We start from the raw sequence: 23,744 nt of genomic DNA on the forward strand, positions 1-23,744 counted from the left end.
TGGAATGCCTCAAACATTTCAGCTTACTCTCGTACCGTCACGTTTAATTTGGATGATTTGGTTTCTCCTGAAGAATTACGAAGTACAGCTTCATACTCATAGATTCCAGGTACCCTTCCAGAAATTGCAGTAACCGCAGACTGTGCACTCGGCGTATGAGCTTGCAGCGATTGAGTGTCGATCAAAACGCCATTTTCGTAAAGTTCGTATTCGGTCGCGTTCGTTCCCCACCACAGATTCATGGTGACATTAAAGTTACCGTCACCGTCCCAGTTGTCGTTCGACAGTACAGATTGCCCCGGGGAAGCATCCGTGACGATGACTGTCAGCGGAACACTCGTGGTCGTACCCAGTGCATTGATCAATTCACCGGTATAAATATAGGTGCCATTTTTCTTTCCAGTAATATCAACTTTAACAGACTGGGCGGATGGGGATTGATCGACCAGAGAAATTTCCTTGATCAATTCACCATTCTCATACAATTTGAACTGATTGCCGTTATTGCCCCACCATAAATTCATCGTTACAGTATAGTCTCCGTCTTTGAGCCCCGTGTCGTAACCGTTATTGTCAGATAACACCGGAGTGCCAGGGGCCCCATTTGCTAGTGGGGTTGCCTGCTTGAGCCATTCTTCCCACTTAAGCAGCACAGTTGCCTGCTCATCCGTAAATACGGTTCCTCTAGCTGCTTGAACGTCATTACCGTAGGATGAAAGCAGTTGACGCGCATTTGCTCCTTCACGATCGTTTGCTGCCTGGTTGGCTTTCTGTAAGGTGTTCGCAAGCTGACCAGCAAGAACACCGGCATTAGGATCTATCGATTCATCCGCAAAGGAGTTGGTCAGATTGATCAGACTTTCGAACGTAGCAATAACCCCGAAACTATATTCTATCGTCTGTTCCCAGCCAGCCAAATCGGAGACAGTTGCCGTAACCTGGTTCAGGCCGGGTTCCAGTGTATACGCTGGAATGTCCACGAGCACACCCGTCGGTTCTGCCACACCGGATATCGTATCAGAAGCTGTATAGCCAATTTCCACGTGCTGATCAATGGTGTATTCGGTTTGACCATGAATTTCAATGGTTGGAGGTACGAGATCAATGGATATGGACAAAGACTGTTCACTCTCTTTGTTACCGTCAACATCGACGCTCCAGTAGGTGATGGTATGTGTTCCTTCTTCAGTTAGGCTCAACTGTGTACCACTCACCGTTTCGCCACCATTGATTTTATAATAGGTCCCTTCGATTTCGGAATCTTCATCGGTTGCTGTGAAGGTTACTTGTACTGGAGTCGTATACCAGTCGTTCTGGGATTCTCCTTCCACAGTTGCCGTAGTATGCGGGGCTTCCTGATCAGGTGACTCCCCTTCCAGCGTGACAAAATCAGATAGCGGTATATTCAAATCTTTCACAAGACGTGCCACGAGTTCGGCTACCTTGATTGCACCGTTCATCTGCAAATGTGTATTGTCCTCTGTTGTACCTACCCACATGAATATCGATTTGGTTCCTTCTGTGCCAAGCTCCTGGAAATGCTCCCAACTGGCCTGGTTCAGATCAATGATGAGTGTTTCCGTTTCCTGCGCCGTTTCTTTCATCGCCTGTACGTATTCCGGGAAGCTTTTGTTCAGTACCTCTCCGGTAAAATCACGCCGGTTCACTGGCGTGACCAGAACCGGGATCGCCCCTCTCTGCAGAGCACCGTCAATGTATTCTTTCAAATATACTTTAAACTGCTCGGGCGTAAGATAACGCTCCGGACGGGACGGCGTGGAATCATTATGAGACCACTGCATGAATAGATAATCGCCTTCGTGAATGTCGAGCAGTATATCATTGAGATATCCGCCGACCAAGAAAGTCTTGCTGCTTAGCCCTCCAACTGCCCGGTTATCAATGCTTACCTCATTCTGATCAAAATATCTCCCCAACATTTCGCCCCAACCCGCTTGCGGACGATAATTCTCCGCGTAATTAGCAACGGTGGAATCGCTAGCCAAATAAATTACAGGTTCATCGCTTGCGCTGTTATCTGGCAGGCGCTCCAGCTTCAGTGCATTGATCTTCGGTGCATTTCCGGTGAAGTCGAAGTTAAATACCCCATCGATCAGGGCAAGATCGTACGAAATTTCTTTGAATTCGCCCTTGGCAATGGTTGTGAGAGGCAGCTTTGTCATCTGCTCTACAACAACATTCGCGCTGGTCGATTCCTCCGCATCCCCGATGGTCATCGTTACCCGGTAATTGGCCGGCTCCATTTCCACCAGGAAGGAGGTGCCATTTACCCGTGTGAAATCCTCCTTGAGCGCATCTCCGGTTTCCCGGTTCTCATCTTTTGTTGACGCAGTATCGGCAAAGCCATACCCATTGCCTTCAATATACGCTCTTTTGGCATCTACCTTGGTGTATCCTTCGGTAGCGCCGCCGGAACCAAAATCAAATTGGTATTCGCTAATCTCTTCGCCCGGTTCACTTGTCAATGAATCTTTCGCCACAGTTAACTTGTTAAACGCATGGTCAACTTGAGCTTGGGTGGCTTCCGTATTGAATATCGCTTCTGCAGCTGCCAAAGCCCGGTTCACCACGGCCTTCGATGCTTCTGTATATTCCGACAGATCAAGTGCTTTGATCTCATCGTACAGAGCGATTAAGGCAGCTTGATCGCCGCTCTCCGAAGGGAGTTGACTGCCTTCAATCCGCACGTTGTCGATCTGGGTAGTCCAGTTCAGCGTGCCTCCACCGCCTTTTCTCGTCCCCAGGAACCGAATGGCTCTGACGTTGTCCGCATATACACCGGAACTCAGCGGGATGTCTGAAATCGTTTGTGTAACTGTCGGATCCGCCAGATTCGTCAATGTCAGATCCAGTGTTTTCTTGGCAAAATTAACGGTTGCATCCACATCGACCCACTGGTTCTTGGAAATCTCTGTAGCCGTTCCCCCTTCTGGTATGGCCGTATCGCCCGTACCGTAGTCCGGATTATATGCACCGACAAAATAATGAATTTTGGTGCTTCCGGTTTTCGTATACAGCGTGAAAAGGGCATTTTCGTTAGAATCCTGGACCGTGAGATGACCTTCTGACGGATAGGCACTCACATTACCGGATTGCCAGTCAAAGTTCACTTTCACCTGATCGCCGTTTACGGCATCGAACAGACGGAATACCTTGGCCCGATTGCCCGATCCTGACCCTGCGACGGACAGCACCTTATTTCCTGACTGTTCAACCACCGTACCCGTCATGGTTCCTGCAATACCAGTGGCATTAACCATCGCATACTGGTAGTCGGCAGCATCGCCTTCAAAATTCTCCTCATATAGCTGGATTTCCGGCTCTGGTTCGGGTTCGGAAATATCCGGGTCGATGACCAGCGATGAAATGCTCAGCTCCATGTCTTTGACCGCACCAGCAACGAGTCCGGCAATTTTCTGCGCACCATAGCTGCTGAAATGGGTATTATCGTTGATACCATTCGGGTATTTTGGATATTCACCCGGATTAGCATAAAGGAACACTTTTTCCGTAGCTGTTTTACCAATTTTGTCATAGTACGCAATACTTAACTTGCTCAGATCAATAAGTGGTATGTCAAGCTCCTCCGCCACTTCTTTGGCAGCCTGCACGTATGCCGGGAAGCTAACGTTGAATTCCTGAGTCACCGTATTGAAATCTCTGCGTCCAACCGGCGTGAGCAATACCGGTGTAGCACCGCGCTGTTTGGCACCGTTTACATAACGAGCTAAGTATATCTTATAGTCCTCCGGTGAGGCATACCGGTCCGGTATCCCTACACTCGCGTCGTTATGACCAAAGGAAATGAAGAAGAAGTCCCCCGGCTTGATTCGCTGCAGGATCGTATCCAGACGACCGTCTACCATAAAGGATTTGCTGCTTCGGCCGCCGATCGCATCGTTCACGATGACTGCCCCGTTGGAGAAATAACGTCCGAACTGCTGGCCCCATCCTTCTTGAGGAGCCTGCATTTCACTGTAAGATTGCATGGTTGAATCACCGGCCATATAGATCGTCGTTGCCGCACCGGCCGCTTTCTCTGGATATTTCTCGATGAGGATGTCTTGGATGTCTATGGCTGTACCGGTGAAGAGGAAATCGAGCTGCCCATCCACCAATGCAATGTCATAGGAATACTCCAGCGGTTCTCCCGCTTTCACATTGGTTACGGCAAGCTTCTGGACGAATTCGGATTTGACCCCTACGTTCGAGTCATGCGCATCGTTGCCTAATCGTAGTGTCATCTTGTAGTTGGCATTTGGCAGGTCAACGGCAAATGTCGTACCTGTCGCGACCGAAACCTCATTTTCTCCTACGGTAACACCGGTTGTATCCTTGAAGCCGTATCCCGTCTCTTGTGTGTATAACGTGTCCTGTATAGCCGTATTTCCTGACGCTGTCTCCGTACCAAAATCAAAGCGGTAGACCGGCTCCGGCATTTCTGCTTCGCGGGTCAGCGCCAGATCGGCTTTGGGGAATGCCGTAGCTTCCGCTCCAAGATAAAAGCCGGAATGAGGCGGCTGGTTGTAGGCTACATTTTGCCAGGCTACGCCCAGTCGATATATGGGGTCCTGCATCAGCGTAGGAATGCGATAGTCTGTAGGAATGGTCGTCGTGTAGAGACGATACTCCGAACTATCTTCGCTCCGCAGCAGAATTTCCTCTCTCCAGTCGCCCAGAATGTCCGCCTGAAGCGCCGGATTCCCTTTGGTATGGTTGTTCGTTAACGTACCGGTTGCTCGGAAGATTTCATTCAGCTTTTTGTTTTCGTAATCCCATTTATAAATGAGTGGGATACCTTTGGCTGTACTGTTATCCCACTCATGGTCAAACAGCTCCCGCTGAAGATCTCCGTCCCACCAGATGGCGAAATTGGCGGTTTTGGGCCCTTCGTCCACCGTGTAGATAGCCTCTCCGGCAGCCGAATAGGTATTGGTTACGGGAACGCTCTGCCCGTTGGTAATGGTTGTGGCCCATGATTCGTATCCCGGATAGTTCGGATCAATGTCCGCCGACATCCCGCGACCTGTGTCAAAACCTGTTTTCTCCCCCCAGAGAATTTCACCTGTTGCCGCATCGCGCATCTCCAGTCCGTATGCAGCATCTGAATGCTCATGAACGCTTACCACCTGATAGCCCTCCCGGTTTGGATCGAGCTGGCCGGCGTGCATGGCATCACCATGGCCGAGTCCGGTGCTGTACATCAAGCTGCCGTCATCGTCTATGGCTAGAGCGCCAAACATGATTTCGTCCTTGCCGTCATTGTCGACATCCAGCACACTTAGATTATGATTGCCCTGTGATTGATATTGTGATCCAGCTTCGTTTGTGTCGAACGTCCAGCGCTTGACGAGTTCCCCACCAACATAATCATAAGCAACAAGCACAGTGCGGGTATAATAACCCCGGCTCATCACGACACTTGGCTTCGTGCCGTCCAGATAAGCGATGGCGCCAAGGAACCGATCTAGACGGTTGCCATAGCCGTCGCCCCAATCGCTGACGTTGCCTCTTGGCGGATCATAATTGACGGTGGATACGGCTGCACCAGTCTCACCGTCAAACAGCGTGAGATATTCCGGCCCTGACAGTATGTATCCGCTCTCGTTTCGGTAATCTTTCGTACCGTCGCCAATGACCGTGCCTTGGCCGTCCTTCGTGCCGTCCGCAGTCTTGACCACAACTTCGGCCTTTCCGTTTCCGTCAAGGTCATACACCATTAATTGCGTGTAGTGCGCTCCGGCACGGATGTTAACGCCCAGGTCAATCCTCCACAGCTTCGTACCGTCCAGTTTGATGGCATCGATATAGACATTGCCGGTATAACCGGCCTGCGAATTGTCCTTGGAATTGCTTGGACTCCACAGAAAGACGATTTCATATTCGCCATCGCCGTCCAAGTCAGCTACAGATGCGTCACCTGCATAATACGTATAGGTTCCACCGTCTTTGGTCCGACCGTCGGCCGGTTTATCCAGCGGAATAGGCAAATAATTATTATGCCAGACCGAGACAACTTCCGGCAGCATTTGCTCCTTTCCCGCAACGATAGTGGATATTTGGTACTGCGAGCTGTCGAAACCAGTGGTGTCCACATAGTTCGTCACGTCGCTTATGGGCGATGCATTCACTTTGGTTCCGTTTTTGTATATGTTGAAAGCGATATCATCAGGGTCATTGTTTAAATATCTCCAGCTTAGAAAAACGCCGTTGTCTACAAGAACCGCAACCAGACCCCGGTTAAGATATTCCGCCTGGCGACCCGGTAGGCTACTTGATGACTGTGCACGTACCGGCGCCGGGGGTATGACCAGTGAGATAACCATAAGGAGCGCTAATAATGATACAAACATCGATTTCTGGATAGAAACAGTTCTACGGTCCATCGGATTAACTCCTCCTTATCGAAAAATTCATTTTAGAATCATAAGTTCGATCTTCCCTACTATTGTCAAATGAACAAAAACCACAGTCACCCCCTCTTATGTTACCGCTTACATTTATCTTACAGGTCTAAAAAAAGACAGACAATCTAAAAAATGTGACGTATTATATAATATAATTGACTTTTTTAGGCAGGGGATGAAAGTGTGGTTCATACGGTCTCTTATGCTTTTCGTAATGACGATACATCAATTATGACACTAGACTCTATTGGATGGCAGATCGTCTCAAGCGAGGAATATCGTTGTCCAAGTGATAATAGACCGGACCCGGGACACGTTGTTTTTCAATACACGCTTAATGGTCAGGGTTATCTGGATATTGAAAATCAAACGATTCCTTTACCAAAGGGACATGCACTACTTGTTAAAATCTCCGGAGAACATTGCTATTACTATAAGCAAGAGAACAACGAACCATGGGAATTTATATGGATAAACATTCGAGGGGATGAAGCCAACCGAATTTGGGATATGATCCATGATAATGAGGGGCATGTCATTCTGCGCAACGCGGATTCTCCCTTAATTCAAGAGTTGTGGCAGATCATAAATTTGATTCATCAAGAGAAAGTTACGGACAAGTATCGCTTGTCCATGCAAGTCTATCGGTGGTTGCTTATCCTAGTGCAGACGAGTCGGGATGCGGAGAAGGATATCGGTGCCCTTTCAATAACAACGATCGAGAAATGTAAAAAGTTCATCCGAGAGAATTATGCATCGCCATTGACGCTGGATCTGCTCGCCAGCCATTGCGATATCAATAAACACTACTTGTGCAGGTTGTTTCAGAAATCCGAGAAAACTTCACCGCTAGCCTATCTCAAAGACAGACGCATTGAAGTTGCAATCCGACTACTCCGCACGACGGAACTTCCGATTTCCCTAATTGGCCAACAATGCGGCTTTGAGAGTCCCAGCTATTTCGGCAAAGTTTTTCGGCAATATATGTCCATGTCGCCCAAAGAATATCGCATGAATAAGTTAGAGTTTCCTTACGAGGCCATTTATTATGAATAGCCAAACTCGCTGTTTGCTAGGAATCCGTCAAGCTCTTCAAACGTTTAATCTTCGGCTTCGTTCAGAAGTAGGCATAAAGAAAGTAATTTAGGAATTCAGGTATTTATCTATCATAAATTGGAACATATTCTTATCATTGGATTTAGACATGCGGTTTTCAGTTGTACCGATAATATAAAAAAAGCCGCTATAATAGCGACTTCCAATGGAACCATGTTCTTTGTACCTCGACATTAAAGATTCAATTTTACACATATTTATCAACCGACTTTTGCAGCTTTATTTTCTCTTCATTTGGGTTGCTCATAACGAACATTACGATTTTCTTAGATGTAAAAGAAATCATGGATTAAATTGCTTCTTTGTTATGTGCATCTTGATGCGGGCAATTCCATTGAGATACCGATGATTCTCCGCTTTGCCTGTAACGGTAAGTTAAAGGCGATCCTTTTTTTGGATGGTCCTTTCGCTTTGTGCAACTATTATCCCTAGAACAATCATTATTTTTTCTTTACTGGTATCCAGATGTCGGGAAACCACTCGGTATATATTCGTTCCTTTAGTTTTTGTAATTCACATTGCGGCTCCAGGAGCCCGTTTCCCATTAGCTTACTCATATTTCACACGAATTCAATTAACTTCCTATCTATTTCAGCGATATCACCAATCTCCGATGTACCATCCCAAAGGATAATTGAAGAAGCTTCATCGTTTTCAACAAAATCATCAAGTTGGTACAGTTCACCCACAAACAGAGCTCCATACTCTGTCCGTTCAGGTCCATGAAAACTTGGCTGAAGTCTAAACTTCATTAAACCTTTGAATTCAGCCGTATCAATATTTTGATTGGTTTCCTCAAATAATTCTCTAATAACACATTGTTGAGCATTCTCTCCAGTTTCAATTATACCTCCCGGCAGTTCCCAGTTCTTTCTCCACTTATTGTGCATGAAGAGGTACTTTCCTTGGTACTTCACCACGATTAGAGCATGTGTTAGTGGAGCATCCAGTGTAGTTGTTGTGATCTTATCATACTCGATATTAATAAATTCCAAAAAAATATTACCTCTTGAATCTGTCATAATCGCCATTTTTAATCCTCCATTTCTTTTGTAACAAAAATCAAAAAACGCGCTAGACCTAAATCCTGCGCGTTGCATATCGCAGGATGGTAAGCGCGAATAGCGTAAACCCATCCCCAATTTTTAAAGGAATGGATTAACGCTTTCCATGATGGTGAGATTGTTTTAATTCTAAAATTAACATCGTCTATTCTCCTAATCATCAATGTATGGAAATAATACCCACTATAATGTACTAGAGTCAAGTATATAATTTTGCTTCATTCCCAATAACGTACCTGCCTGATAACTTATTGAGGAATTTCCCGTTAGCGTAACAGGCATTAACTTTTAATATCTTTATTAGGCTTTATGTTTTGTCTGTATCGAATTATGGCAAGAGGTAGATTAACTATTCCACAGATAAAAGAAGAGACAATAGATATCCATTGAGGTATTGTAGGATAATTCGGTTTCCCGTCTCCTACAGGTCCTATTTTGGGTTGGTGGCTATCCCACAAACCATATAAGAGACCAACAGCAGGTGTCAATATACAAATTACACTTGCAACGATATGTAACACATACTTGTTCAATCTAGCCCCTCCATTGAATGTATTCATGTCTAGAATCCTGTTTAAATTATACGTTATCTAAAAGTTGAAAGTTACACTAACCTGCCTGTTAACGAATTAACAGACGAAAGTCGATTAGATACATGCCTAATCGGCAAGCGGACTATGCTCTTGTCCTCGACACAAGCGGCTTTTCAACAAATAATGTTGTTGAATAATTTCAGTCAAAATACGTCACTCACAATTATATTGCCCCATAAACTTTTTAATGTTTTACCTTTAATCTTAACTTGATTTAATAGTTGTTCAACCGATTCGTACTTAATTTGTGCTTCTTCATTTTCCTTAATACAGTACCAACCACTTTCATTATAACTAATTAAGAAATGAGTATCATTCAAGATAAATTCTATTTCATGTCCTAGATTTAAATCTTCGGTGAATTCGTCGTAACTATACATCTGTGTCTCCTTTCACTATCTCCATGGACTTCATGGTCCACTAAATTACCAAGCCTAAATTTATACAACCGATTCCCAGGTAGAAATAATGGGAATCGGTCGTAAGCCTATTTTAGAATTAGCTTATTTAGAGAGATCCTTATGCCATGTATTATTCCCCATTATCCTATCAACAATATGTTGTGCTTCCCAAACAGCTGCGATCTCTAATCCTTCGCATTCTTTTATGTCAGCAGGTTTAATCTCACCCATATAATAAATTGAATGCTCACCTGTAAGCTTATCAATGACACATGCAGGAGGTGGCCAAGCCTCTGCTTCATTTACAAAAGGTCGGTTTTCTACGACAGGCCAGTCACCTGATTTTAAAACATCATCATAAACCCCAACAATAAATTGATAATTCTCTTGCTGAGGCTTATCCTCAAAGGTGTTTCCCATATAGTTATAGATGGCTATATTTGCATCTTTAAATCTTCTTCCGAATGCAAATTTACCATTAGGCAGAGGTATGGCATATAGATCTCCCAATTTAATGCGTTTGAGTTTTGTATTTTTCATGGTTTTCCAAACTCCTTCGTAGCAGCTTTAGAATATGCTTACTTTCCAAGAGATGTTCATCTATTTATTTTATAAGCATTCGGGGATCTCTTCCACATATTGCATAGTAAACAAAGTAAACTGGATATATCTTAATAAAAATATAAAAAGACCTTGAAAGGCATTTAGCCATCAAGGTCTCATCCTGGTTACTGCATAATTAACTTCTTTCCAAACTCGAAGCCCAAGTTTTAAAGGAATCTAGTATTTCTTCTAAATTTGTTACTCCCCCTGCAAAGTGAAACACTCCATCTCTAACAACACAATAGAACCAATCTTCTTCATTTCTCTCTTCTTCAATTGACTCAAACGGCACATCTTCTAAATAAGTATCTGTCAAGTCGATTTCGACAGACCAACCGGGATTATCCACAGTATCAATTTTCACACCGTATGAATGCTCCCAATCACCCATTACAGTTTTCAAGATACCAGTTCTGAAGCCATTTTAATGTGTTCATCATAGCAACTTAATCAGCTCTTCTAGCTCATCAACCAATACTTTTGCAAGTTCAAAATTAGTATCTTTCAAAGCCAATTCTATTTTCATCTCAACAGACTTTTTCTTTTGTTCAGTTTCTAGATAGTCTTCATTAAAATGACTCGCATAAATCATCTGTCTAAATTCTAGTATACTCATTTTACTAATCGTCTTGTCCTCAATAATTAAAACATAATCCATACCATTAACAACAGAATAGAAATCATGAGAAATCATGAGAATCGCACCTTTGTAGTCCTCAATAGCTTTCTCCAATGCGATTTGTGTATAGATATCTAAATGGCTTGTCGGTTCATCAAGAAGCAATACGTTTGCTTGACTGGCAGAAACTTTAGCCAATTGAAGCATGTTTTTTTCTCCGCCAGATAAAGACTCTATCTTTTGATCAAGAATTTCTCCTTCAAAGCCATAGTTTGAAATAAATGATCTAATCTCATCATAAGTTTCAAACCCAGCCTCGATGAATTCATCTAATATTGTATTGGAATCCTTTAGCATCTCACCTTGAACCTGAGATAAATATGCCACGTTAACAACATCAGCATTTATTTCAATGGAATCCTGATTATTTTTAAAGATTTCTCTGAGTAAAGTCGTTTTCCCGGTACCGTTTGGACCGATCAGGGCTACTTTATCTGTCGATTTGATCTCGAAATTCACATTTTCCAAAAGCAACTCGTCAAAGGAAACGCTATAATTATTGACGTTTATAACAGTAGTGTCTTCAAGTTCTTTATCAATACCAAAACTGATATTCGGCTGCTTGATATCGACAAATGGCTCTTTTATTCGACGCGCTTCCAATCTCTCTTGAAACTTAACTCTGGCTTTTAACGCTCTGCCTCTGGAGGCTTCCGAATTATACGTGGCGATCTCTCTAAGATTGTCGATGATGTGATCGTATCTCTCAATTTCTTCAGCTTCAGCAACCGCGATTTCTTGCAGTTCGATCTTAGTCTGAAGCAGCGAGAAGTTATAATCGATATATCGACCGTCAAACTCTTGGATCTCCGTGTTTTCAAGGTGTATAATTTTGTTGAAACAATGATTCAATAGATATCGGTTGTGCGTAACAACTAGCAGCATTCCCTTGTGGGAATTAATCAATTTTTTAAGCGCATTTAGGTTTTCAAAGTCTAAAAATACATCGGGTTCGTCCATGATCATTAAGTCCGGACGACTAAGCATTTCCTTCATCACTTGAATGAGTTTGAATTCCCCGCCGCTTAATTCGGATACATTAAGATCTTTTAGCTTCATGAGGTTGGCCAGGTTTAGCTGCTTATTAATGGTGTTTTCGAAATTATCCCCATCCATCGCCTCGAAGGCATCCAAAGCCAATTGAACCTTTTCCAGCAGCGAATCCATATCCGACGTGGTGGCCATCTCCGCATAAAGGGCTGAGATTTCATCTTGTATCTTGATGAATTCTTCTCCGATATATTCAAAAACGGTCATTTCTTTCGTTTTATCTACTTGCGAGAATTGACTTACATACCCGATTCTGCAATCCGGGTCTATCTCTAGCTTGCCCTCGAACAAATATCTTTCAGGATCCATCAGTATATCGATCAGTGTACTTTTCCCACTGCCACTTGTTCCGATAAAAGCGCAATGTTGTGCCTCTTCAAACGTAAATGAAATGTTGTTATATAGTTCTTTTTGTGGAAACGAGAAGGATAAGTTATCAACTTTTATCATAGTGTTACCTTTCTTTATAACTAAAATGGTGAGTATTTTGTAATGTATTGTCGAACACAGACTTTTAGAGTAACACTGTTTACCCCCAAGTTCAATTCATTGTTGCTCTTACCCTCACTTCGAAGTTCTAATACTTTCTATAGAATGATGACTTGTTGGACGATTTTCATAATCAATCATTGCTTACGATAATGAAGATCCATCAAAAACGATTGAAGAAGCAGCAGCCTGGACGTTTATCCAATCCAATAAAAATACATCAAAAAAATCATGACAACGATCCACCCTACACATATTATGGGACCAAGCTTTGTGCCTTGGCACAAGGATATGATTTATGCCATGCTAGGATCAACACGACCAGTACGCTTCCCACTCCCAGTCACGTCATTTTTTCTTTCAGCATTCTCATGATCATCTACTCCTTATCTGTTTATAATGAACATATAGTTGATGATCTCTTTGCAATGTTCATCTTTTTCGTATGTATAACTGCTCCACACGGTCATTTAATTGTACTGAATAAAATAAGCGTTGCTACAGCAACGCTTCTATATCTTTGAAGGGAGAATTTATCACTCAAGTACATTTCGCGATGCGAAAGACATCACCGTAATTAAATTCGGTGATGTCTTTCTTGAAATTCAATTGGGCCAAACTCAAAACCTGCTGTTCGAATTTTTTCGTTTTTCTGGCGGCAGTATGGCCTCTACGACGTCCCAATGTTCGGCGATTTTACCAATCTCCACGCGGAACAAATCATAGAAAGCAGTAGGTTGACCGTCGAGGAGACCTTCACTTACTGTAAGCACAAAATCACCTTGCCCAATCACTTGATGGACATGAGTATATTCAAATTTAATGTTTTTTTCCTTCAGCGCCTGCAATGCAACATGGAGGCCGGAAAGGCCGTCTGCAATATGCGGACTATGCTGAATGTAATTATCACCATCAAAGTAAGAAGCTAGCAGGCCGGAATTCTTCCCAAGCAAGATGTTTTCAACATAGCTTTTGACAAATTCTTTGTTAGCATCTGTCTTGTCAAGATCCTTTATCGTTACCGGTCCGTCAATCATCGTATGATTGCTCGGTGTCTCCCCTTCCATCTCTTGCATATTATCCCAGTGTTCAACAATCAGCCCATCCTTAAAACGGAAAATATCAATAATGATTTTCGGGCCAAAAAACTCATATACGGAATGAAGTACCACATAATCCCCGTCGACCAAAGCACGCTTAATACTTACTTTTGTACCAATTTCCTTTAAGTGGTCAAGTGCACCAAGCATGGCCGCACGACCATCAGATAAGCCTTGATTGTGCTGAATATATTGATCTGGATGAACGTGAGCCGTGATCGCTTCAGGGTTGCCGCTCTCAAAACTATCCAGCACGGCGACTGCCTTACGAACAAGCTCATTTTGGTTCTTTGATGTCATTTGTATATCCTCCTGAATTTTATAGTCACTAGATAAATAATGAACGTTATGTTGTTTATTTATCTATCGCTCATTATAATAGTGGGTAATACCAAGCTCAATATTCAATATTTTTAATTTTGAAGGATAACAGACATCTCAACAAATTTTGTCGCTTAACTGCTTAAAATAAATTAAAGGGGACAGAAAATAATGAATAAGAAAACCGACCTAAGAATACTTCGCACGAAGCAATCGGTTCGAAAGGCGTTTTATGAGCTTATTCAGGATAAAGGATATGAAGCGATAACGATTCAGGATATTGCCGATCGGGCTATGATCAATCGAAATACATTTTATCTTCACTATCAAAATAAACCCGATTTATTAGATACATGTATAAATGAATTGTTAAGCGAACTAAAGGATGCCGTCATTCTTTGTCCCATCAGCATGAATCCCTTCAGTATTTCTATACTTGAGACTGTCATGCAAACTGTACTGGAACATATTTCTCTCAACACTACCTTTTACAACGCCATGTTAATTGAAGAGAATAGAATCTATCAGTTTCGAGCAAAAATGGAGAATATCATTAAAGACAAATTAAATGAGGGGTGGAGTCCTATTCAAGGACAATCCCATTTAGTGATATCCAAAGAGTTGCTGCTCGAATATCTCGTATCGGCTTTCATGGGGATTGTCATTTGGTGGATTAAAAATGATCAGCCTCTTCCTGCGGATGAAGCTGCATCTCAGTTTAGTAGAATTGTTACCTATGGGCATTTGAAAGCTGCCGGCATCCACCTCGAGGAATAAAATTAGCGAGGGGCGCTATTCTGCCAGTTAGTTTAATAAAAAGACAGCCGATCATGTTGGTCGTCTGTCTCCTTCGTTGTATTGAGCTATCGTTTCCCGTTAGCTTCAAGATATATTTTCACCCACGCTCCCATTGGAGGGCGTCGTTCTCATTGAATCATCGAACATGTTCTTGTCCTTTTCGGCAATCGGTACAAGTTCTTGTCTTTGGCTTGGGACACGGAGTTGAATGAATTTGTGCTAAGACAGCACTGCCTCAATATTGGGGTCCATTCCTTGACATATTATTTTGTGTATTTTTTTGTCTTTGGATATTGTCGCAAAATACGTTGTTGCCTACTTCCTTTTTCCTTTCATTCTTGGTTATCGTACAACCTCTTACTTCAATATACGTAGGAGAGAGCTCTGCGATACGGAAAGGAATGATGAAATGGCCTTTATTGAAAGGTACTCCATTAATGAAAATGGAGCAATTACCTTCACTGGGAATACACTTGGACTTAGCCGTTCTGGAACCCCTGGTGTTCCCGGAACGGTTGATAGTATCGGTGCTTATATTACAACAGACACAACGCAACAATTTGGGACCTACCCGCCAGGTACAACCAGTGTCTTCCTCAACAACAGCTCAGCCGCTGTACTTCAGATTCCCGCTGGCAGCACGGTTTTGTATGCGGAATTGATTTGGGGTGGTACATACATCGATGGCACGGAAAATAATTCTGCTTTCATTAACAACCCCGTATTGTTTACTACTCCATTAGGTCAGACAAGTGTATTGCCCGACACGGCAACTCGATTTGAGGTTATCCTCTCCACTCAAGCTGGCTTTCCCACGACCTATGCCTATGTACGATCAGCGGAAGTTACCAATCTGGTCTCCGCTGCTGGTGCAGGAGCGTACACGACAGGAGGCGTAGTCGGCACACTTTCGATCCCTGATCCAACATCGAACCATGCAGGCTGGACCCTGGGCGTTGTGTATCAGAACCCGGCTCTGCCTCTGAGAAACATGTCTATTCGAGTGACTGCAGATGTCATTCTCTCCACTTCAGGTCCTGTTAACATGGTCATTGATGGTTTTGCTACTCCATTTATGGGGCCTCTCGCAGGAAGAGCGTTATTCAGCAGCCAGGAAGGTGACGCTATAAAGACAGGGGATCAGGCACGGTTTGACCCGACCATTGGAACGGTCACCAATCTGTCAGGCCCCAATAACTTCGCGACCAACTTTTTCGCTTCACAGATTAACAATGATGCCGGCCTTCTGGATACATCGGGAACCTTCGGTACACGCAATCAAATCAATGGGACACCTGGGACCAATATCATAGGCGGTCGACAAGGTTGGGATATTACGAATGTTGATGTTGGCTTTACTTTGCATAATACACAGACTCAAGCCACGTTCCAACTGACCACCAACGGTGACGGTTACCTTGTTGACGGAAATGGCCTGCAGATTGATATTAATACTCCCGTATTGACTGCTGTAAAAAGCGCTAACGTCGCTGATGCCATCGTTGGAGATACCGTAACGTACTCTATCGTGATCTCGAATACGTCATTGGTGGATGCGACCAATGTTATGTTCTTTGATAACATTCCGGATAGTACTACTTTTGTGATGAATAGTATTACGATTGACGGGGTTCCCCAGGCTGCCCTTGATCCAATCACAGGTGCCCCCATTGGCATTCTTGTTTCAGGTGCATCGGTAACCGTTTCCTTCCAGGTCGTAGTCACTTCGCTTCCAGCACCACCACGATTATTCAATCAGGCCAAGGTTGGGTACACTGCTCCTACGGTACCGGGTGGCCCAGTCATTAATACCGCTGTGCCTACCAATGCCATAGAAATCCCTGTCTTTCAGCCTAATGTAGCCATTGTTAAGAGTGCGGAGACGTCAAACGTCCAGGTTGGCGAGAACGTGACCTATACCCTTGTTGTTACAAATACGGGCAACATCAGTGCAACCACTACTGTGCTGGACAATATTCCGGATGGATCTGTGTTTGTGCCGGGGAGTGTTACAATCAATAGCGTTGTTCAACCGGGTGCCGACCCTGTGACCGGCATTCCGATCGGACCGGTTGCCCCAAATACGGTGTTTACAGTTACCTTTCAAGTTAATGTGGTTAGCCAGCCAGCCGGATTTCAGCTCGTGAATCAGGGTACAGCTTCCTATACGTACCAACCGCCGGATGGAAGGGTTATCCCTGGCTCCGTAGTATCCAACACCGTTATTATTCCAGTGACATTACCCTTCGTTAGTGTAGTGAAGTCTACCCCCGTCCTTGATGCTGTCGTTGGAGACACGGTGACCTATTCCATTGTAGTGACCAATCAGGATACGATTCCCGTCACTGATATTCTGTTGACCGATGCTATTCCTCCAGGTTCTGTGTTTGCAGTGGGCAGCGTAACGGTTGATGGAGTTTCTCAGCCTACATCTGACCCCATGACAGGCATAGCAGTTGGGACCCTACTTGGAGGCGCTTCTTCAACGATTACCTTTAGTGTGAATGTCACTTCCCTACCTGAACCTGCAGAGTTAACAGACCAAGCTCAAGTTACGTTCACGAGCGGCACTTTTAGCGGTGCCTCTTTTTCCGACGTCGTGACGATTCCTGTCTTTCAGGCGATTATCGGCATCACCAAGACCGCAGTTCCTACCTTTGCTGTGGTTGGACAGATTATCTCATTTCAATTCATCGTTAACAATACAGGGAATATTGATGCAACTACCTTCCTTACCGACATCATTCCGGCTGAGACCGCTTTTGTTCCGGGTACGGTACTGGTGGACAACATTTCTATTCCTGCAGCAGATCCCAATTCAGGATTTTCACTGGGGATCGTACCTGCTGGAGGTTCTGTGCTCGTCAGTTTTCAAATTGTTATCAATTCGTTGCCTGAATCATTCCAAATTATCAATCAGGCCACGACAAGCTTTACCTACACACCACCAGATGGCCGAGTTATACCCGGAGCAGCTGACTCCAACGTCGTCGTCATCCCTATCTCCGCAGACAACGTAACAGTCATTAAGAGCGCAAATGAGCTCCAAGCCATCGTGGGTGATATTGTTACGTATACACTGGTTGTCCAAAACAATGATGCCATTGATTTGACCAGCGTCATCCTAACCGATCCTGTGGCCCCTGCCTCCGTTTTTGTGACAGACAGCGTTACGATAGACGGGGTCTCTATCCCTGGAGCTGACCCTGACACAGGTATAGCCATTGGTACCATCACGGCCAATGGCACTGTAACCATCACGTTCCAAGTCACTGTTGTTGGAACAGCACCTCCGGTACCGTTCCCCTTATTCCTTACGGATCAGGCTACCCTAGTGTTTAGCACGGGAGACTTTACAGGAGTTGCCTTATCCAATATCGTAAATGTCAGAGTATTTGAACCTATTATCAATCTCGTAAAGTCAGCCGATACCCTAGCAGCTATTGTAGGCGATATCATTGCGTATACAGTGGTTGTATCCAATCTCGGGAATTACAATGCTGACGTTGTTTTACTGGACCCGCTGCCTGCAGGAGAAACATTCGTAACAAACAGCGTGCTTATTAACGGGAATCGCTGGAGTAGTGCCGATCCAATAACTGGGATTAATTTAGGCACTGTACAGCCTCAATTTCCGGTTACTGTCACCTTTTTAGCAACCGTTACTTCCCTGCTAGACCCGCCCGAGTTAGTCAATCAGGCCACCGGCAATTTCACATATATCCTTCCAGATGGGCGAGTTATTCCGGGAACATCTCAATCCAATATAGTGACCATTCCGGTGAGCGATCCTGGCACAATCACAGTCACAAAATTATCTAACCAAACGATAGTAACTTCGGGGAATATTGTAACCTACACATTTTCTGTGCTTAACGGTTCAAGTGCGATAGCAACTAATGTTATTCTCACTGATCCCATTCCAGATGGATCAACTTTTGTTCCGGACAGCTTAACCCTGAACGGGGTAGTACAGATTGATGCTGATCCTTCTGATGGATTTTTAATTGGCAGCCTTGCAGGGAACAGTTCTAATCCGTTGACCTTCCAAGTAAGTGTAGATAATTTATCCGTGCAGCCCGTTCCAAACACATTAATAAACCAAGCCAATCTGACCTTTATTCTAAATGGGTTAGGTGGCAGCACCTCCTCCAACCTTGTAGAGATCCCCATTCTAGCACCGGTGATTACGATTCTCAAATCCGCATCCCCTGCTGAAGTAGATCTCGGGGATACCGTGCAATATGTCCTTAGTGTTCAAAATTCGGGAAATACGTCAGCAAACGTCACCCTAGTTGACCCCATTCCCCTAGAGGCTGTCTTTATTCCGGATTCCTTAACAGTGAATGGAGTGCCTATTATTAGCGATCCTGTAGATGGAATTCCGATAGGGACCCTCCCACCAGGAGATATCACCACCGTCGCGTTCGCCGTAAACATATTAAATTTCCCTGCCAATAATCAGGTTGTAAATGAAGCCATAGCCACGTACACCTATACTCTGCCTGACGGTAGCGTCACAAACAATTCAGTCAATTCCAATTCGGTCGTAACGATAATTTCAGACCCACTGGTGGACATTATCAAAACCGCTTCTCCCACTCAGGTTGCTCCAAATCAAATCATTGATTTCTCGTTCACCTTGGTAAATGGCAACAACCTGTCGTTAAGTGATGTTTTGTTCTTTGATCAGATTCCTCAAGGAACGACTTTTGTAAGTGGAAGTGTTACGAGCCGAGGGGTAAATATACCGGGAGCGAACCCGGCAACTGGAGTTGGTATCGAGAATGTTGAAGCCGGAGCTACAATCTCAATACGTTTCCAAGTCACCGTAAATAGTGGTATTACTTTAACTCAAATCACCAATCAGGCCAGTGTGGAATATCGGTTAGGTTCAATTCCATTCAGAGTGGATTCCAACATCGTCATCATTCCCGTCACAGCAATTACACCAACAGTGCCTATAATTCCGTCAGGACCAGTACCTTCCACTCCCCCTGTAGCTTCGGAGGCTGGATCTGGGGTATCGCAAACCTCTTCAGCGCCAGCCATCCCTGTGCAAAAAACGGCTAACAAAACGGTTGTTGAAGTAGGTGAAACTATTAATTATGCCATCCTTATTCAGAATACGAGCCCTTACACCGCAACCCAGCTTGTTTTAAAAGATAAAGTACAATCGGAAGCACACATCGTATCAGGCAGTATTCACGCCCCAAATCTTCCGCAGACGGGCACCAATCTAGAACAAGGCCTGATATTAAACCAATTGCTGCCGGGAGAATCCATTCAGATCCATTATCAAGTTCTGGTCAAGGGGCAACCTGCGAATAGCAAACTGGTGAATCAGGCTTCATTATCCATTGTTTACGTCATTCCTGGTGCAGGCACAGCTACTATAACCCTTGCATCAAACACCACCGTAGTCACCATTGTGGAAAGTGAAGAATAACAACTTATCGTTTTGTACCTACTTTTTTCTTACCTAAACTTGTTTTCCGATTGGACTTGGCCCTTGTTTTGGTTCTAGAAGATTTTGGCTTGCCCCCTTTGCTACTTTTTTTAAGTATAGGGGGCTTTTCTTCTACTGACTTATTTAGAGACTCTTCCTCTCCAGATGAGAGGGAACGAAAATGATCCAAGTTGAAGGATTGTTCCTGTTCTTCTTTTTCTGTTGTTCGAATTCGTTGTTCCATCACATAATCCGGTTCTTCCAGTCTTACGGTCCCTTGAAGACCGGCTATTTCCGCTTCGGGCATCGGTTCTTTCACGACCAGAAGATGATACATGATTTGATGAGCTACGTTGAATTGTGATTGTCTGAGAAGTCCCAGCTCCACTTCATTGTATAAACCATGGTAGGCAGGGAAATAAAAGAATTCCATCTTCAGCATTCGGAAGTCAATCCGATTTTGGGACAAATCCTCTTCTACGGGGAAAGCGACCGATGGATACAGGGAAAGCTCACTATCGTCTTCCATACGTCCTGGGTAAGTCGTCCAATATTTAGGCGAGTGCTCGTTGAACTGTTGCTTAAACTGGGGATTTACCATATGAACACTGGCATGAGCATAAGGAGCAACAATACATACTATTGCTTTGTGTCGGCAAATCCGATAAATGTCCTTCATAACCAAAATCAAATTATCAACATATTGCAAACTGTGAGAACACATTATAAAATCGACAGTGTCGTTTTTAAGTGGAATAGGCAAGTTATAATCATGAACAATGTCCGTCATCTCATAACGAATACGATCAATGCCAATGCAATCTTTGAACTTATTTATGCCGCTACCCAAATCAATTCTCAACCTACTCACTTCTTCCTAGTCAGTTGTTTATGTATGTTATTCATTGAAGATAGGAATGTATAAGCCATTCTCCCATGTCAATTTGCCCTTTGTGGAGCTTCGTTTGAATTTCAGGTCATTTTGCAACCCTGAGCCACACTCGATCCCTCATTACTGCTTAAAAGATTTGTCCCTTAATCATCATATAGATAATTTTATTTATTGTGCTCCAAGTGTTGAGTGTATTTGCACTATTGTCTACTCATTCAGTGAGCCAGCTTCTTGGCACAATTGATCACGACCACCTTGTAAGGCTCACCCTCTCCTCAACTGAAAATTCTAGAGTTAAGGTCCGCATACGCCACGGACTAGCCAATCGACTGAATACGCCTTCCCTGTTCATCATAACTGTAACGAATCGTCCTTCCATCCGGTAGTGTTTCTTGTGTCAATTGGTCGAGTGTGTCGTACAGATAGGCTGTACAACCAGCATCAGTTTGAATTATTTTTACATTTCCATTGCTATCATATGTATAGTTGTGCTCACGAAGTGCACTACCAGTGCCAAAGTAATCACTGTAAGTAAGCAGCTGATCCCCTTGATCGTAAGTAGCTTTAGTTATAATTCCGTTGGCTCGATCGACTTGTTGCATTGCGCCCGTATCATTGTATTGATATAAAATGAGGCTTTGATTATCTTTTGCTATACTTTTGACTTGTTCTAACCCAGTGTATTCAAAATTAACTTTAGACGCACCTGTACCTGTTGTATATGCGAGTTCCTGGAGGCCACTGTTCGCTTTATACGTGTACGTTTTTGTATGTCCCCGATCTCCTCCATTTCTGTACTTGTTGTTGATATCATTTAAATCAAGTTGTCTAATATGTTTCAAGATAAAAAGTAAGCCGCCCATCTGCCTATATGTAAATATAAATCTAGGATTAGTCTTCATTTCCCTCTTCGATTTTACGATAAATAGTATGGGGTTATACGAATAATCCTATTCTTTACTACTTCCAAGGGGGAACAGAACGTGAGACAGACTCGCAAAAAAAAGATGGATTTAAGGTTTAAACTTTATTTGATCATTCTGGTTCCGCTGCTGGCCATGGGCGGTCTAATCATGTGGACCACCATTGATTCTAGTGAAAATGCATCATTAATGACCATGCAGCATAACAATCAGCAGCTGGCAGTGAATACTGCTTCTCAACTAGGCCAGGAATCGGAACTAATCAAGACATTATCCTCTACTGCTTCAGAGGAGAGCAACGAATACAAAAGTCTTAGAGACGAACTCGTTAAAGTTAGGCTTCAATCTGGAGCCTTATATGTTTATATGTATAACAAAACTTCAGACGGTTGGATCTACACCGTGGATGGAGCGGATTGGGACGATAGGGAATACAGCCCTTATGGGACTGCAATGGAATTCAATTCCCAGATTCAGGAACGCTTGTTACGCGGTGAAGTCGTCACAACAGGCATTGTAGACGATCCAACCTGGGGACAGCTATTGTCCTCCTTTACACCAATCAAGGATTCGCAAGGTACTGTTATTGGCTATCTGGGCATTGATATTTCTGCTGGAGCAGTGAATCAAGTCTCCGCGACATCCCTGAATAATGCTTATCGGACCATTATCCCGATTTTTGTGGTTGTACTGATTCTGTCTTTGGTCATGATGCTATTCGTAGTAAGAGGCATTCTCAGACAAGTACACGATATTAAGTCAAGCCTCGAACAGGTTGCTGATGGGAATCTCAAAGTTGTATCCACACATATGACAAATGATCAGCTCGGTGATATCAGTGATTTGATTAATGTCATGGTTGCCCAATTGACGAACATTCTGATGGGAATACAGCAAGGATCCAATACGTTGCAGCAGTCCTCGAAAAATATTGCGGAAACGGCTCAAACGAATCAGCGTCAGACCGAAGAACTTTCCAAAGCAATCGAAGAAATTGCTATAGGCTCCGTGAAACAGGCCGAAGAAACAGAACAATCCGTCCAGCACTCAGAGAATCTCGGCAAAATAATGGATGAAGTAGGTTCATATGTGCAACAGTTTACCCATACTTCAGAGCAGTTATCTGCCGTGCAAGTACAAGTTACACGTGAACATGAGGTTCTGCTTGAAAAGAGCCGCGAGAATGCGAAGCGTGTTGAGCATCAGCAGAAAATTTCCAGTTCACTGACGACTCAATCGGAACTCGCTTCCTCCATTAGTGGACAAATACACAACATTTTAAAACAAACTCAAATTCTATCGCTGAATGCTTCAATCGAGGCAGCCCGCGCTGGCGAAGCGGGTAGAGGCTTTGCGGTCGTTGCTGGTGAAATGGGACAGCTCGCTCAGCAATCCGAACGTTCGATCCAGGAGATTGATGAGATCCTGAGTTCATTTGTTCAAGAGATACATCGTATGGGCAGTCATTTTGATGCGAATATGGTGGCGGTCAAGGAACAGGAAGAACAGATTGCTGATTGCCTCCAGACGTTCAGACAGGTTAGCCGCTTATCGACCGAGGTGCAGGAGCTGGCTCAACGTTTGGAAAGCCGGACGGTGGATATGCACTCTATTCGTGAGGAAGTGGAACAGCATTTGAGCTATATTGCTTCCGCAACCGAGGAAACTTCAGCCATGGCCGAAGAAGTCACGGCAAGTGCTGTGGAGCAGCAGCGGTCGGCCAACGAACTGTCGAACATCTCCGGGCAGCTCGCCAGCCTTGCAGGGAACCTCAAATCATATTCCGACCAATTTCAGATCGAAGTCCGTAAATCAGATTCATAATAATGAAAACCCCG

At 43.9% G+C, this 23,744-nt stretch carries 13 protein-coding genes; 4 read left to right on the forward strand and 9 right to left on the reverse strand.

Annotation, left to right across the window (positions count from 1 at the left end; genetic code table 11):
* Positions 1 to 23: 23 nt before the first annotated feature.
* Positions 24 to 6,407, reverse strand: a complete 6,384-nt coding sequence (locus tag ACDJ58_RS15145; RefSeq protein WP_413379261.1) for a GDSL-type esterase/lipase family protein — start codon at positions 6,405 to 6,407, stop codon at positions 24 to 26.
* A gap of 204 nt (positions 6,408 to 6,611) precedes the next feature.
* Between ACDJ58_RS15145 and ACDJ58_RS15150 the strand changes: the two genes are divergently transcribed.
* Positions 6,612 to 7,484 (forward strand): AraC family transcriptional regulator, encoded by an 873-nt coding sequence (locus ACDJ58_RS15150; RefSeq protein ID WP_413379263.1) that lies wholly within the window; start codon positions 6,612 to 6,614, stop codon positions 7,482 to 7,484.
* A gap of 620 nt (positions 7,485 to 8,104) precedes the next feature.
* On the opposite strand, the gene ACDJ58_RS15155 is transcribed toward ACDJ58_RS15150, so the two are convergent.
* The 6 genes from ACDJ58_RS15155 to ACDJ58_RS15180 all read right to left on the reverse strand — a co-directional run bounded on the left by ACDJ58_RS15155 (position 8,105) and on the right by ACDJ58_RS15180 (position 13,823).
* A complete protein-coding gene (locus ACDJ58_RS15155; RefSeq protein WP_413379265.1) occupies positions 8,105 to 8,575 on the reverse strand; it encodes an NUDIX domain-containing protein in 471 nt (156 codons plus the stop codon).
* A gap of 769 nt (positions 8,576 to 9,344) precedes the next feature.
* Positions 9,345 to 9,581: a hypothetical protein gene (locus ACDJ58_RS15160; RefSeq protein ID WP_413379267.1), complete on the reverse strand. Its 237-nt coding sequence runs from the start codon at positions 9,579 to 9,581 to the stop codon at positions 9,345 to 9,347.
* 123 nt (positions 9,582 to 9,704) lie between these two features.
* Entirely contained in the window at positions 9,705 to 10,142 is a 438-nt protein-coding gene (locus ACDJ58_RS15165) for an Imm26 family immunity protein (protein WP_413379269.1), read from the reverse strand.
* Between the two features lie 199 nt (positions 10,143 to 10,341).
* Positions 10,342 to 10,569 (reverse strand): Imm53 family immunity protein, encoded by a 228-nt coding sequence (locus ACDJ58_RS15170; protein WP_413379271.1) that lies wholly within the window; start codon positions 10,567 to 10,569, stop codon positions 10,342 to 10,344.
* A gap of 72 nt (positions 10,570 to 10,641) precedes the next feature.
* The gene (locus ACDJ58_RS15175) at positions 10,642 to 12,384 is read right to left on the reverse strand and encodes an ABC-F family ATP-binding cassette domain-containing protein (RefSeq protein WP_413379273.1); all 1,743 of its coding nucleotides are present in this window, start codon (positions 12,382 to 12,384) and stop codon (positions 10,642 to 10,644) included.
* Between the two features lie 659 nt (positions 12,385 to 13,043).
* A complete protein-coding gene (locus tag ACDJ58_RS15180) occupies positions 13,044 to 13,823 on the reverse strand; it encodes a nuclear transport factor 2 family protein (RefSeq protein ID WP_413379275.1) in 780 nt (259 codons plus the stop codon).
* Positions 13,824 to 14,015: 192 nt separating this feature from the next.
* On the opposite strand from ACDJ58_RS15180, the gene ACDJ58_RS15185 reads away from it, so the two are divergent.
* The gene (locus tag ACDJ58_RS15185; protein WP_413379277.1) at positions 14,016 to 14,621 is read left to right on the forward strand and encodes a TetR/AcrR family transcriptional regulator; all 606 of its coding nucleotides are present in this window, start codon (positions 14,016 to 14,018) and stop codon (positions 14,619 to 14,621) included.
* Positions 14,622 to 15,051: 430 nt separating this feature from the next.
* The gene (locus ACDJ58_RS15190) at positions 15,052 to 20,091 is read left to right on the forward strand and encodes a beta strand repeat-containing protein (protein ID WP_413379279.1); all 5,040 of its coding nucleotides are present in this window, start codon (positions 15,052 to 15,054) and stop codon (positions 20,089 to 20,091) included.
* 4 nt (positions 20,092 to 20,095) lie between these two features.
* Here ACDJ58_RS15190 and ACDJ58_RS15195 read toward each other — a convergent pair whose 3' ends face one another.
* Positions 20,096 to 20,953 carry a methyltransferase domain-containing protein gene (locus tag ACDJ58_RS15195; protein ID WP_413379281.1) on the reverse strand — a complete coding sequence of 286 codons (858 nt, stop codon included), beginning with the start codon at positions 20,951 to 20,953 and terminating at the stop codon, positions 20,096 to 20,098.
* Between the two features lie 347 nt (positions 20,954 to 21,300).
* Complete coding sequence (locus ACDJ58_RS15200; protein WP_413379283.1) at positions 21,301 to 21,885, reverse strand: hypothetical protein; 585 nt, start codon at positions 21,883 to 21,885, stop codon at positions 21,301 to 21,303.
* 81 nt (positions 21,886 to 21,966) lie between these two features.
* On the opposite strand from ACDJ58_RS15200, the gene ACDJ58_RS15205 reads away from it, so the two are divergent.
* Positions 21,967 to 23,730, forward strand: a complete 1,764-nt coding sequence (locus tag ACDJ58_RS15205; RefSeq protein WP_413379285.1) for a methyl-accepting chemotaxis protein — start codon at positions 21,967 to 21,969, stop codon at positions 23,728 to 23,730.
* Positions 23,731 to 23,744: the final 14 nt, after the last annotated feature.

Source organism: Paenibacillus taichungensis (assembly GCF_047302525.1).
Classification (GTDB): domain Bacteria; phylum Bacillota; class Bacilli; order Paenibacillales; family Paenibacillaceae; genus Paenibacillus; species Paenibacillus taichungensis_B.

Excerpts from the sequence above, each read along its gene's own strand:
- ACDJ58_RS15145 (WP_413379261.1), bottom strand. The coding sequence starts at position 6,407 with ATGGACCGTAGAACTGTTTCTATCCAGAAATCGATGTTTGTATCATTA.
- ACDJ58_RS15155 (WP_413379265.1), bottom strand. The coding sequence starts at position 8,575 with ATGGCGATTATGACAGATTCAAGAGGTAATATTTTTTTGGAATTTATT.
- ACDJ58_RS15160 (WP_413379267.1), bottom strand. The coding sequence starts at position 9,581 with ATGTATAGTTACGACGAATTCACCGAAGATTTAAATCTAGGACATGAA.
- ACDJ58_RS15165 (WP_413379269.1), bottom strand. The coding sequence starts at position 10,142 with ATGAAAAATACAAAACTCAAACGCATTAAATTGGGAGATCTATATGCC.
- ACDJ58_RS15175 (WP_413379273.1), bottom strand. The coding sequence starts at position 12,384 with ATGATAAAAGTTGATAACTTATCCTTCTCGTTTCCACAAAAAGAACTA.
- ACDJ58_RS15180 (WP_413379275.1), bottom strand. The coding sequence starts at position 13,823 with ATGACATCAAAGAACCAAAATGAGCTTGTTCGTAAGGCAGTCGCCGTG.
- ACDJ58_RS15185 (WP_413379277.1), top strand. The coding sequence starts at position 14,016 with ATGAATAAGAAAACCGACCTAAGAATACTTCGCACGAAGCAATCGGTT.
- ACDJ58_RS15190 (WP_413379279.1), top strand. The coding sequence starts at position 15,052 with ATGGCCTTTATTGAAAGGTACTCCATTAATGAAAATGGAGCAATTACC.
- ACDJ58_RS15200 (WP_413379283.1), bottom strand. The coding sequence starts at position 21,885 with ATGAAGACTAATCCTAGATTTATATTTACATATAGGCAGATGGGCGGC.